Below are 12211 nucleotides of genomic sequence, written 5' to 3' on the forward strand. Positions count from 1 at the left end.
GACAGAAAGTCATCGAAGCCATGGCTCTCGTTGAACGCTCCAGGAGGTCAAGCATGATTCCCATGAAACGTTTTCTCCCCGTGCTCGCCATCGGCGCCCTGACGCTGGCCGGCTGCGCCAACACCTCGACCATGGGCGGCAACGTCTATAGCAGCAACCAGGTCGGTGCGGAACAGACCGTGCGCTTCGGCACCATCCAGGCCCTGCGCCAGGTGCAGGTGCAGGCCGACAGCCGCGCCGGTGGCATCATCGGCACCGGCGGCGGCGCAGTGATCGGTGGGCTGCTGGGCAACCAGGTGGGTGGTGGCTCCGGGCGCACCCTCGCCACCGCCGCAGGCGTCATCGCCGGCAGCGTGGCGGGCAGCAAGATCGAGGAGTCCGCCAACCGGGTCAGCGCCTGGGAGATGGAGATTCGCCGTGACGATGGCTTGAACGTCGTCGTGGTGCAGAAGGCCGACCAGGCCTTCCAGGTCGGTCAGCGGGTACGCCTGATCGGCAGCGGCAGCAATATCACCGTCGCCCCCTACTGAGGGATGGTGGCCATCGCGCCCTGAGCGGGGCGAGGGCCGACAGTCACGACAAGGCCCGCGGAGTGATCCGCGGGCCTTGTCGTCTCGCTTTCCTTTGCGGCTTTCCGGGGGCGTTGAAGGGCCTGGCCGGCCGGCCAGGCCAACGGCTCAGTGGAAATCGACCTTGCTCATCGCCCAGCCACCCAGCTTCACGGCGACCAGCACCAGGATGCCGACCACGATGGCGGTCATCAGAACGTCCACCGGACGCACCAAGGTAGTGGCACCGATCACGGCCAGCGCCAGGCTCCAGACCACCGCGTTGTCGCCGCCGGTCTTCATCGCCCCGGGCAGGAGGCAGTCCAGCGAGGCACTCAGCGAGGGCCAGCGCTTGAAGGAGAGAACGAGGATCGCGGCGAAGGCGATCAACCAGATCACGACTTGGGCCATGGAGGTCTCCAGGATTCGAGTGAGTGTCGTTGGAAGATTCGGGCGGTCGCTAGGTTAGCCCCGGCACCGAGGCGACGCAACCATCCGAAGGTCGCCGCCGGTGCGAGTGAACACGGCTCAGGATGGTGGCGCCGATCCTGAAAATGCCCCATCGCCCCTGACAGGATGTGCCCATCGCGTTACCATGCCCCCGACATGCACTCACCGAAAGGTTCTTCAATAATGCAGATTGCGCAGAACTCCGTTGTCGCGTTCCACTACACCCTGACCAACAACGCAGGTGAAGTGCTGGACAGCTCGGAAGGCCGCGAGCCGCTGACCTACCTCCATGGCGCCGGCAACATCATTCCCGGCCTCGAGAAGGAGCTTGAGGGCCGCACCGCCGGCGACAAGCTCAATGCCACCGTGGCGCCCGCCGAGGGCTACGGCGAGAAGCAGGAGCAGCTGGTGCAGGAAGTGCCGCGTGATGCCTTCCAGGGCGTCGAGAACATCGAGCCCGGCATGCAGTTCCAGGCCCAGACCCAGGGTGGTCCGCTGATGGTCACCGTGACCCAGGTCAGCGGCGACACCGTCACCGTCGATGGCAACCACCCGCTGGCCGGCCAGACCCTGAACTTCGATGTCGAGATCGCCTCGGTGCGCGAAGCCAGCGAGGAAGAGATCGAGCACGGTCACGTGCACGGCGAAGGCGGCCACGAGCACTAAGCGACTCACCCAGTGAGCAGCAGCGTATCATGAAGGGGCAGCCGTAGAGGCTGCCCCTTTTGCATGGCGGATGGCGGTTGCATGGCGGATGGCGGTCAGCCGCCGGCGATACGCCCCGGGCGCCGCCGCCACAGCCAGGTGGCGATGGACAGCGTCACGCCCAGCACCAGCCAGGAGCCCAGCGCCACGCCCCTCCAGCCCTCCAGTCTCCAGAACGGCTCCAGCCAGAACACCCCGAGGCTGGCGCCGGTGTAGTAGAAGACCAGATAGAGCGCCGAGGCGCTGCCCCGGGCATGGCGGGCATGGCGCCCCACCCAGCTCGAGGCCATGGAGTGGGCAACGAAGAAGCCGAAGGCGTTGATGGTCAGCCCCACCAGGATCAGCGGCAGGCTGTCGAAAAGCGTGACCAGGGTGCCCGCCATGAAGATGGCGATGCCCAGCATCATGCAGGCCGGCTGGGAGAGATGGCGCACCAGCCGCCCCGAGAGGGATGAGCCGAGGGTGCCACCCAGATAGGTGAGGAAGATCAGCCCCAGCAGGGTGGCGCCGAGATCGAACGGCGGCGCAGCCAGACGGAAGGTGATGTAGCTGTACTGGTTGATGAAGATCAGGAAGTTGAGCCCACCGAGCAGGTATGCCGAGAGCAGGGTCGGATTGCGCAGATGGGCGCCGAGATCCGCGACCGCGCCGGCCAGCTCGAAGCGGCGCGGGGTGAAGCCCCGCGACGGCGGCAGCAGTTTCCAGAACACCGCCACCCCTGCCAGGGTGATCAGCCCCACCGTCAGGAAGCCGGCCGCACTGCCAGCCAGCTCGCCCATGCCTCCGCCCACCACGCGTCCGCTGATCCCCCCCAGCGTATTGGCGCCGATATAGAGTCCCACGGCCGCCAGCATGGCATCCGGCTCAAACTCGTCCCCCATCCAGGCGATGGCCACCGCGGGCAGGCCGCCAAGCGCGAAGCCCTGCAGCGCGCGCAGGACCAACAGGGCCTCGAAGCTGGGCGCCACGGCCAGGGCCAGGGAGAGCAGCCCCGCCGCCAGCAGGCTGAGTCGCATGATGCCGGCTCGACCGATGGCATCCGACAACGGGCCGAATACCAGCAACGAGGCCGCCAGCGACAGCGTGGCCACCGACATGACCAGCCCCACCACCAGCGTCGATACGCCATAGGCCTCGCGCAGGTCGGGCAGCAGCGGCTGCGGCGCGTAGAGGTTGATGAAGACCAGCAGCGAAGCCAGGCTCAATGCCAGGGTGGCTCGCCACCAGTCGGCGCTGCGTATGCCAATCATGAGGAACCCTGGATACCGGGAGCCCGGCCCTCTCAGGCGTCGACGTCGGCCGGCAAGCGCTGGGCCAGGTTGGCCGGCTCCAGGGCACGCCGCGCCTGCCAGAAGTGCCGACGCCAGTAGCTGTTGTCGAGTTTCGAGATCATCACGCCTCGCGATGAGGAGGCGTGCAGGAAGCGCCCCTCGCCGACGTAGATGCCGACGTGGCGGTAGGTGCCTGGCGGCCGGAAGAACACCAGATCGCCCGGGACCAACTCGTCGCGTGCGATCGGGCGCCCCTGGCTCACCTGCTCACCGGTGGTGCGTGGCAGCGTGATTCGGAAGGTCTCCTCGAAGACATTCTGCACCAGCGCCGAACAGTCGACCCCTCCCCGGGAGGTACCGCCCAGGCGATAGGGAGTGCCCACCCAGCGCTCGTGCTGGGCCAGCAGTGCCCGACGCACCAGCGCCGGTGGCGGATTGCCGAGACGGCGCGCCTCGAGGATGGGGTTATCCACCGGCGACATCATGGGATCCCAGCCGCCGGGAAGGCCCGGCAGGTCACGGGCAAAGTAGGGCTGCTCGGCGTCGCGAGAAGCACTCTCCCGCGACGTCGAGGCACAGCCGGCCAGCACGGCCAGCGACACGACAACCAGCAGGGTACGGCACAAGGGGTTGACGACCATCCTGCAGCGACCTCTTCCTTGAGCCACGCCCGCCGGTATCGTGGATCCGGGATGGGGAGCAACGCTGTGGCAGTGACGCCGGCCGAGGCCGGTAGCACTGCCGAAGCGGCCTGTCGGCGGCTCGATTGATACGGGGCTCCCGACAGGTGAAGCCACGACATATTCGGAAACGACTATAAACCAGCATTGCGGAGCTGGCGAGCCTCGCGAAGTGCCTCAGTGCAGCAGGCGGGCATCGCCCGGCAGGGTATCGATATGCATCGGCGCCCAATGACGCGGCCGCGCACCGGGAAAATCCAGGCTCGCCCAGGGTCCCGCCAGCGGTGGAGCGGCGCTGAGCCAGGCCACCAGAGCCTGACGCAGGCCCGCCAGGAAACTCTCGCGCTCCGGGGTCTCCCCCATGAAGAACGAGAAGCCGGCATAGAAGCCCCGGGCGTAGGCACTCCAGCCCGAGTAGTGAGCCGCGGCCAGGCCGTGGGCGCGCTCCAGCACGCTGTCGAAGGCCGCGGCCGGAAGCCAGCCAAGCTGCCGTGCGGCGACCGCCAGATCCACCGCCTGCGCCAGGTCCCAGGCGGTGAGGTCGGTATCGTTGCAGCCATCTTCGTTGTCGCGAACCCGCTGCAGGCGCAACAGATGGGTGCGCTCCTCGTCGCTGCACTCACCGCTCTCCAGGGTGGCGATCTCCGAGGCGAGACGAGCCGGGTTGAGCGTATAGGGGGCGTAGTTGACCTGGTACTCCTGACGGTCTCCATTCTCCAGCAGGAAGTCCAGGAACTCGCTGAGCTCCTCGGCGGAGTGCAGGCCGTAGTGGCCATCGACCCACTCGCGGATGGCCACCGCCTCACGCTCGCTCTCGCGGTGCGGCACGCTCCAGGGCGGACTGTTCAGCGGGCCCACCAGAGACAGCGCGGTAAACTGCGAGAGCCGCGGCCGGGGGCCGGGCTCGCGCCACTCATCGACCCGCCAGTCGAGCCAGTGGAACAGGCTCCCGGGGTCCTCCAGGTGCCAGCGGATCTCCTGGGCGAGAGTCGGCTGGTCCTCCTCCGGCAGCAACGAGTCCCAACTGGCCCAGGCCTCCAGCAGACGACGGGAATCGGGGTAGAAACGGCACAGCGAGCCGCGCAGCGCCTCCGCCAGGGCCGCCAGCCCATCGCTGTCAAAGGCCTCGCTATCCAGAGCCATCTGCAGATAGAAGCCGTACTTCTCGGCCATATGGATGGTCGCCGCATGACGGCTGGCCCGGCGTAGGCCATCGCGCTGGGCCAGCGCGGCGGGGTCCGCCATCCCGAAGGGCGTCTCGGCAGGCGGCAGGGCCCCGTGGGCGGCATCGGCGGCCAACTGGTTCAGGTGGTGGGCCTGGGCCGGCAACCAATAGCGCACCAGCGCCGCGACACCCTCATCGGGATGCAGGTCAAGGTTCTCGGCCAGGAAGCCCAGCGCATCATCGCGGCGGGCCGCGCTCACCGCCATCGGCGGCCCCTGGCGCACGGCCAGTTCCGGCTCGCGCACCGAGGCCAGCGCCAGCACCCAGTGGCGCGGGTCCGCCCGCCAGGCGCGCATCGCTTGGCGCGCCGGCGCCAGCCGCTCCTCGTCGACCAGCCCCTGCAGTGGCACCCGCCAGGGGCTCAACGGCGACTGCAGCAGCAGGCGCCAGTCGCTCTCGAACGCTCCCAGCAGGTCGCGCCCCTCGAACAGGCTGCGGCCCCGCTGATAGGCCCTCGCCAGGGCCGACCAGTCGCTGTAGCGGCGCTGGATCAGGTCGGCGGCGTGCAGGGCGAAGGCCTCGGCCTCCCCGGCCTCCAGCCAGCCCAGGCAGGCCCCCGCCCAGGCCAGGTCCACCAGGCGTAGCCAGTCCCAGGCGGCCCACTCCAGCGGCTCGCCCTGCTCCAGGAAGGCCAGCAAGGTGCGACCGTAGCGGCGCTCACCCGCCTCCAGTCCAGCGCACCAGGCACTCTGGGCGTCGCGATCGAGGGCCAGCAACCGAGTGGCGTCCAGGTCCCAGCCCTGCCGGTCTCCCTGGGCCCCCAACCAGAGCAGGACCCGGATCAGGTCCTCCCGCCCCTGCACCCACCAGTCCTCGTCGAGCCACTCGGCCAGGCCCGCCCAGTCGTGCTCGCCGGCGGGCAAGGCCAGCACCGGGGCAAAGCCGGCACGCAGCCGCCAGGCCGCGGCGCCACCGCTGTCGGGCCAGGGCGCCTCGGGACGATCATGCACCGCCAGCCACTCGCCGAGACGCTCCCAGGTGATGCCCGCCCCCTCGTGCTCGAGCACCGCCAGCGCCTCGCAGGCCTCGGCGAAGTCATCATCGCCGCGCACCCAGCCATCGGCACTGCGTGCGCGGCGCAGCGCTTCCAGCCAGGCATCCAGGTCGCGATGGTGGGCCACGATCTCGCCGGCCAGCCAGTGGGCCCAGGCGCGCGCCTGGGTCTCGTCCAGCCAGCCCGCGGCCGCGCCCAGGGCGGCCAGTTCGAGAGCCGCCAGCAGCCTGGCCGGGTCGGCATCGGCACCACCGGTACCCAGTGACTCCAGCAACCGCCAGCCAAGCTCACCGCGATCGGGCACCGCCAGGATCGACAGGCGAGCACGGGCGTCTTCCGGCTCCACGCTGAGTGGGTCGGGGTCGAAGGCCCAGTCACAGAGCACCAGCTGCTGGGCCCACCAGGCGTTCAGGAGATCGATCAAGGCTCACCTCGAAGTCGGGTCGCAAGGGCCGCCCGCGGCGGCCGGGGGATTTCGACGTGGGAGTCGTTCGGCGTCAGTGTACCGGGCGCCGTGCTGCCAGACGCCATGATGCCAGGCGTCATGTTTTTAGGCGCCATAGTGTAGCGGAAAGCGCCGCCGGCGCCGATGGTTGGCACGATCTTTCATCCGCTACCGCTGCCGGCCGTCATCTGCTTGGCGAAGCGTTTCAAATAATGCACACTGCGTAAATTATGCCAACACACTCATCCGGAGGACCCATGCCAGAGCTGCCCGATATCCTGATTCCCAAGGCTTTCATCGCCGGTGAGTGGCGCGATGCCGAGACGCACTTCGCCGTCACCGACCCGGCCAGCGGCGAGCTGCTGGCCGAAGTGCCCGACCTCGGTGCCGACGCCACCCGCGACGCCGTGGCCGCCGCCGAGGCCGCCTGGCCGGCCTGGAAGAAGCGCACCGCCAAGGAGCGTGCCAACCTGCTGCGTGGCTGGTACGACGCCATCATGGCCCATCAGGAAGCGCTCGCCCGGCTGATGACCCTGGAGCAGGGCAAGCCGCTGGCCGAGGCCCGCGGCGAGGTGGCCTATGGCGCCTCCTTCGTGGAGTTCTACGCCGAGGAGGCCAAGCGCGTGGCCGGCGAGACCCTGCCCAGCCACGGCGCCGACAAGCGTATCCTGGTGTTCCGCGAGCCGATCGGCGTGGTCGCCGCCATCACGCCCTGGAACTTCCCGCTGGCGATGATCACCCGCAAGTGCGCCCCGGCGCTGGCCGCCGGCTGCCCCGTGGTGATCAAGCCCGCCGAGGCCACGCCCCTCACCGCCCTGGCCGTGGTACGCCTGGCCGAGCTGGCCGGCTTCCCGGCCGGGGTGATCAACGTGGTCACCGCCAGCCGCCCGGCCGAAGTCGGCGAGGTGCTGACCAGCGACTCGCGGGTACGCAAGATCTCCTTCACCGGCTCCACCCCGGTGGGCAAGCGCCTGTTGGCCCAATGCGCCGGCACGGTCAAGAAGGCCTCCATGGAGCTGGGCGGCAACGCCCCCTTCATCGTCTTCGACGATGCCGACCTGGATGCCGCCGTCGAAGGTGCGGTTGCCTCCAAGTACCGCAACTCCGGGCAGACCTGTGTGTGTACCAACCGCTTCCTGGTCCAGGACGGGGTCTACGAGGCCTTCGTCGAGAAGCTGGCCAAGCGCGTGGGCGAGCTGAAGGTGGGGAGTGGCCTCGAGGATGGCGTGGTCCAGGGCCCGCTGATCAACGCCGCGGCGGTGGAGAAGGTCGAGGCGCATATCGCCGACGCCCTGACCAAGGGCGGACGCCTGGTCTGCGGCGGCAAGGCCCACGCACTGGGCGGCACCTTCTTCGAACCGACCGTCATCGCCGATGTCAGCGAGGAGATGCGGGTCGCCCGCGAGGAGACCTTCGGGCCCCTGGCGCCGGTGTTCCGCTTCGACACCGAGGAGCAAGCGATCGCCATGGCCAACGCCACCGAATTCGGCCTGGCCGCCTACTTCTATGCCAGCGACTATCGCCGCATCTGGCATGTCATGGAAGGCCTGGAATACGGAATGGTCGCGGTGAACGAGGGCATCCTCTCTACCGAACTGGCCCCCTTCGGCGGTGTCAAGGAGTCAGGGCTCGGGCGTGAAGGGTCCCACCACGGCCTGGATGAATTCACTGAACTAAAATACGTCTGTGTCGGCGGCCTGTGACGGCCCGCCCAACCAACTTTCAGGAGGCAACATGACCAACGCTGAACTCAACGACCTGAAGAAGCGCTACGTCGCCAACGGTGCTGCCAGCCCCTCCGAGCAGTTCGCCGACCGCGCCAAGAACGCCGAACTGTGGGATGCCGACGGCAACCGTTTCATCGACTTCGCCGGCGGCATCGGCGTGCTCAACATCGGTCACTGCCACCCCAAGGTGGTGCAGGCGGTCAAGGACCAGCTCGACAAGGTCATGCACACCTGTCAGACCGTGATGCCCTACGAGGGCTATGTGAAGGTGGCCGAAAAGCTCGCCGCCATCACTCCGGTACGGGGTGAGGCCAAGGTGATGCTGGCCAACTCCGGCGCCGAGGCGCTGGAGAATGCCGTCAAGATCGCGCGTGCCGCCACCGGTCGCAACAACGTCATCTGCTTCGATGGCGGCTACCACGGCCGTACCTTCATGACCATGGCGATGAACGGCAAGGTCGCCCCCTACGCCACCGACTTCGGCACCATGCCGGGCTGCGTATTCCGCGCCGGTTACCCGGTGGCTGAGCACGGCATCAGCGAGGAAGAGGCGGTGCGTCGCCTCAAGATGGTGCTGAAGACCGACGCCAACCCCAAGGACACCGCCGCCATCGTGCTCGAGCCGGTGCTGGGCGAGGGCGGCTTCTACCCCGCCCCGCGGAGCTTCCTCGAGAAGGTCCGCGAGATCTGTGACGAGCACGGCATCCTGATGATCGTCGACGAGGTCCAGAGTGGCTTCGGACGTACCGGCAAGATGTTCGCCATCGAGCACAGCGGCGTGAAGCCGGACCTGATGACCATGGCCAAGAGCATGGCCGCAGGCATGCCGATCTCCGCCGTGGTAGGCACCGCCGAACACATGGACGCCTCCGGTGGCAACTCATTGGGCGGCACCTACTCCGGCAGCCCGGTGTCCTGCGCCGCCACCCTGGCGGTCATGGAAGTGTTCGAGGAAGAGGACATCCTGGCCAAGAGCCAGGCGCTGGGCGACAAGCTGGCCAAGCGCTTTGCCCAGTGGACCAGCGAGTTCGACGCCGTGGTGCACCCACGCAACCTGGGCTCCATGGCCGCCTTCGAACTCAACGACAAGGGTGGCCAGCCGGCTCCCGATCTCGCCGCGGCCCTCTGCAAGAAGGCCAAGGAGAAGGGCCTGATCCTGCTCTCCTGCGGCATGTTCGGCAACACCATCCGCTTCCTGATGCCGGTCACCATCGAGGACGAACTGCTCGAGGAGGGCCTGGATATCGTCGAGGCCTCCCTCAAGGAGCTGGTGGGCCAGCCCGCGACTGCCTGATCGGCGCCTCACTCGTCCGCCATCACCGCCCGGCCTTGAGCCGGGCGGTGTTCGTTCGGGCCTTGTCTTCAGTCGCGCCCCCCGGGAAGATGGCAGCGTCAACCACGAGGCATGACCGTGATTCTGCGAACCCTTTCCCTGTTACGCTCCCTGCAGGGCGCCAGCCAGACCGCCGACGAGGCCCGTGGCCACGTGCAGCAGGCCAGCGACTACCGCTGGTTGCGCCATGAGCTCCGCCACGGCGTGCTCAAGCGCCCCGATGCACGCCTCGCCGATGGCACGCCGGCACTGGCCATCGCCCTCGCCTACCCGGCCACACCACAGCGCCTGTCCGGGGGCAACTGGCCCGCGACGACCGAGGCCCGGGAGCGCTGCCATGTGGCCGGCACCCACGCCTGCCGCGCCGCCGGCGCACCGGCCTACCGCACCCTGGAGAGCCTCTCCCGCGGGGTCGCGGAAGGCGCCATCGCCGTGCTACGCGACGCCGCACGTTTCCAGTACCTGCTCGACCGCGATGCCCTGGGACTCGCCTGGCGCCGACCCGAGGGCTTGCCGGCAGCCCTGTCGGCACGCCTGGTCGAGCCCGGTACCGATACCGGCTGGTTCCTGCTCACGCTGCGCGTGCCCGGCACCACGCCGCCGCCCCACCTCACCGGGGCCTGGCTCGACGAGCGCCTCGACCGCTACCGGCGGATCCTGCCCCGCTCGGCACCGCAGTGACGTAAGCGGGAGGCGTCGAATCGCCCTTGAGCGAAGCAGCCAACGCGATACCTCCAGGAGGCCGCCCCCCCATGCGGCAAACCGTCACCGTCCTGCTACGCTGGAATAACCTAAGACGCGAGTGACGGACGACTCCAGCAATACAACGACAACAATGGCGCGGCGCCGACCGTCACGCCAGCGGCGACCCCAACAAGGAGGCGATCTCGCGCGGCGTGCCCATGGAGAAGGCGCTGGAGGACGAGTCGCTGATCGCCTGGGCGATGAATGGCGAGGACATCCCCTACCTCAACGGCTACCCCCTGCGGGTGGTGTGTGGCGGCTGGCCGGGGTCGGTCTCCGGGAAGTGGCTCACGCGCATCGTGATCCGCAACCAGAAGCACGACGGCGCCAAGATGGGCGCCCCCTCCTACAGCGTGCCCAGGCATCCCGTGGCACCCGGCAGCGTGGTGCCCAACGAAGACTTCGTGACCATCGAGTCGATGCCGGTGAAATCGCTGGTGACCTTCCCTCGCTCGGGCATCGATCACGCCTTGGGAGAGACGATGACGGTGCGCGGCCACGCCTGGGCCGGCGACCTGGCCGTCAGCGAGGTGCATGTCTCCATCGACTTCGGCACCACCTGGCAGAAGGCCGAGCTCAAGGCGGCGCCCAACCGCCTGGCCTGGCAACGCTTCACCACCAGCGTGGAGTTTCCCGAGCCCGGCTACTACGAGGTATGGGCCAGGGCCACCGACGAGGAGGGGCGCGCCCAGCCCATGGTAGTGCCGGGCTGGAACCCCAAGGGCTACCTCAACAACGCCTGTCACCGCATCGCGGTCCAGGTGGCCTAGGAGGTTCCCATGACGCCGTTACAAACGCTCGCCACGCCGTCCCTGGCGCTGGCTCTGCTGGCCCTGCCGCTGGCGGGGATGGCGCAGGAAACGCCGGAGAGCGACCCAGGGACCGGCCTGGTGATGGCCGAGGGGTGGGAGACGGTGCGCAGCAACTGCACCGCCTGCCATTCGGCCAACCTGGTGACCCAGAACAGCGGGACCCGCAATCACTGGGAGAACCTGATCCGCTGGATGCAGGAGACCCAGGGGCTCTGGGCATTCCAGGAGGAGACCGAGGCGACCATCCTGGACTACCTCGCCGAGCACTACGGCCCCAAGGAGGACACCCGGCGCCCGGCGCTGCCCCGCACCCTGATGCCGGACAACCCCTACCCCACCGTCGCCGACTCGGGCTGAACTCGCCCATGACACAACAGGCCCCTCGCGAGGGGCCTGTTGATCTTCGGAGCCCGGACGAGGCTTGGAGTATCCACACCGGCGGCAAAAATACCTACCGGGAGTCAGACAACGACCTTGACCTCGTATCCGGTGTACTTACGCAGGTTGATCACACCGCTGTCGAGGATCAGGTACTGCCCCTTGAGGCCGAGCAGGATGCCCGACAGCTCCGGCGTCTTGTCGAGGTTATGCGAGACCACCTTGGTAGGATACTCGAGCACCGGATAGTCAAGGGCTACCGGCGCCTCGTCCAGCACGCGGATGGCGTCTGTGCCGAAGCGCTCCCGCAGGTTGGCGAGCCCCCCCTCGAGGCGCGCCAGCAGGCGGTCGCGCTCGGCGGGCAGGTCCAACGCCGCGTTGTCGCCCTTGAGCATGGCCCGCCAGTTGGTGCGATCGGAGACCTCCTCCTTGAACAGCATCTCCACGAGGCCGGACTGCTGGCGGGTCTGCACCGCCAGTATCGGCAGCGCCTGGACGGCGCCCTGGTCGAGCCAGCGGGTCGGCACCTGGGTGCCGCGGGTGATGCCCACCTTGAGGCCCGAGGCATTGGCCAGGTAGACGACATGCGGCTGGAAACAGTGTCGCTCGGCCCACTCGGGCTCTCGGCAGGTGCCCTCGAAGAAGTGGCAGGTCTCCGGCTTGACGATGCAGGTATCGCACTGGGCGAGGCGCTTGAAACAGGGATAGCAGTAGCCCTGGGCGAAGCTCTTCTTCGTCGCCCGCCCGCAATGCGTGCAGGCAATGGCACCGCTCCAGGCAAGCGTCAGCGGCCGTCCCAGGCGCGCGTTCAGCTCGAGGCGCTGCTCCCCGGCGCGCAGGGTATAGCGGGCCGGGGAGCCCCCCTGCCCCGGGACGATGGCCATCTTGGTCAGTTGGCC

Annotated in this window: 12 protein-coding genes; 7 read left to right on the top strand and 5 right to left on the bottom strand. The window is 68.4% G+C overall.

Annotation, left to right across the window (positions count from 1 at the left end; genetic code table 11):
- Positions 1 to 62 precede the first annotated feature (62 nt).
- Positions 63 to 530 carry an outer membrane lipoprotein gene (locus NFH66_RS11335; protein ID WP_349611722.1) on the top strand — a complete coding sequence of 156 codons (468 nt, stop codon included), beginning with the start codon at positions 63 to 65 and terminating at the stop codon, positions 528 to 530.
- Positions 531 to 677: 147 nt separating this feature from the next.
- Here NFH66_RS11335 and NFH66_RS11340 read toward each other — a convergent pair whose 3' ends face one another.
- Positions 678 to 959 carry a hypothetical protein gene (locus NFH66_RS11340; RefSeq protein WP_349610402.1) on the bottom strand — a complete coding sequence of 94 codons (282 nt, stop codon included), beginning with the start codon at positions 957 to 959 and terminating at the stop codon, positions 678 to 680.
- 222 nt (positions 960 to 1181) lie between these two features.
- Between NFH66_RS11340 and NFH66_RS11345 the strand changes: the two genes are divergently transcribed.
- Positions 1182 to 1664, top strand: a complete 483-nt coding sequence (locus tag NFH66_RS11345; protein ID WP_349610403.1) for an FKBP-type peptidyl-prolyl cis-trans isomerase — start codon at positions 1182 to 1184, stop codon at positions 1662 to 1664.
- Between the two features lie 95 nt (positions 1665 to 1759).
- Here the strand turns inward: NFH66_RS11345 and NFH66_RS11350 are convergent, their stop codons facing one another.
- The 3 genes from NFH66_RS11350 to NFH66_RS11360 form a co-directional block, all read right to left on the bottom strand.
- Complete coding sequence (locus tag NFH66_RS11350) at positions 1760 to 2953, bottom strand: MFS transporter (RefSeq protein ID WP_349610404.1); 1194 nt, start codon at positions 2951 to 2953, stop codon at positions 1760 to 1762.
- A 32-nt stretch (positions 2954 to 2985) separates the two neighbouring features.
- On the bottom strand, positions 2986 to 3615 hold the full coding sequence (locus NFH66_RS11355; RefSeq protein ID WP_349610405.1) for a C40 family peptidase: 630 nt from the start codon (positions 3613 to 3615) through the stop codon (positions 2986 to 2988).
- Between the two features lie 216 nt (positions 3616 to 3831).
- Positions 3832 to 6297: a DUF1266 domain-containing protein gene (locus NFH66_RS11360; RefSeq protein ID WP_349610406.1), complete on the bottom strand. Its 2466-nt coding sequence runs from the start codon at positions 6295 to 6297 to the stop codon at positions 3832 to 3834.
- 278 nt (positions 6298 to 6575) lie between these two features.
- On the opposite strand from NFH66_RS11360, the gene NFH66_RS11365 reads away from it, so the two are divergent.
- The 5 genes from NFH66_RS11365 (at position 6576) to NFH66_RS11385 (ending at position 11291) form a co-directional block, all read left to right on the top strand.
- Positions 6576 to 8021 carry an NAD-dependent succinate-semialdehyde dehydrogenase gene (locus NFH66_RS11365; protein WP_349610407.1) on the top strand — a complete coding sequence of 482 codons (1446 nt, stop codon included), beginning with the start codon at positions 6576 to 6578 and terminating at the stop codon, positions 8019 to 8021.
- Positions 8022 to 8052: 31 nt separating this feature from the next.
- Complete coding sequence (gene gabT / locus NFH66_RS11370; protein WP_349610408.1) at positions 8053 to 9339, top strand: 4-aminobutyrate--2-oxoglutarate transaminase; 1287 nt, start codon at positions 8053 to 8055, stop codon at positions 9337 to 9339.
- A 117-nt stretch (positions 9340 to 9456) separates the two neighbouring features.
- The gene (locus NFH66_RS11375; protein WP_349610409.1) at positions 9457 to 10059 is read left to right on the top strand and encodes a hypothetical protein; all 603 of its coding nucleotides are present in this window, start codon (positions 9457 to 9459) and stop codon (positions 10057 to 10059) included.
- 140 nt (positions 10060 to 10199) lie between these two features.
- On the top strand, positions 10200 to 10892 hold the full coding sequence (locus NFH66_RS11380; protein WP_349611724.1) for a molybdopterin-dependent oxidoreductase: 693 nt from the start codon (positions 10200 to 10202) through the stop codon (positions 10890 to 10892).
- 9 nt (positions 10893 to 10901) lie between these two features.
- The gene (locus tag NFH66_RS11385; RefSeq protein ID WP_349610410.1) at positions 10902 to 11291 is read left to right on the top strand and encodes a hypothetical protein; all 390 of its coding nucleotides are present in this window, start codon (positions 10902 to 10904) and stop codon (positions 11289 to 11291) included.
- A 104-nt stretch (positions 11292 to 11395) separates the two neighbouring features.
- On the opposite strand, the gene NFH66_RS11390 is transcribed toward NFH66_RS11385, so the two are convergent.
- Positions 11396 to 12196 carry a DUF2797 domain-containing protein gene (locus NFH66_RS11390; protein WP_349611725.1) on the bottom strand — a complete coding sequence of 267 codons (801 nt, stop codon included), beginning with the start codon at positions 12194 to 12196 and terminating at the stop codon, positions 11396 to 11398.
- Positions 12197 to 12211 lie beyond the last annotated feature (15 nt).

Origin of the sequence: Halomonas sp. H10-9-1, from assembly GCF_040147005.1 — a bacterium.
Lineage (GTDB): Bacteria > Pseudomonadota > Gammaproteobacteria > Pseudomonadales > Halomonadaceae > Halomonas.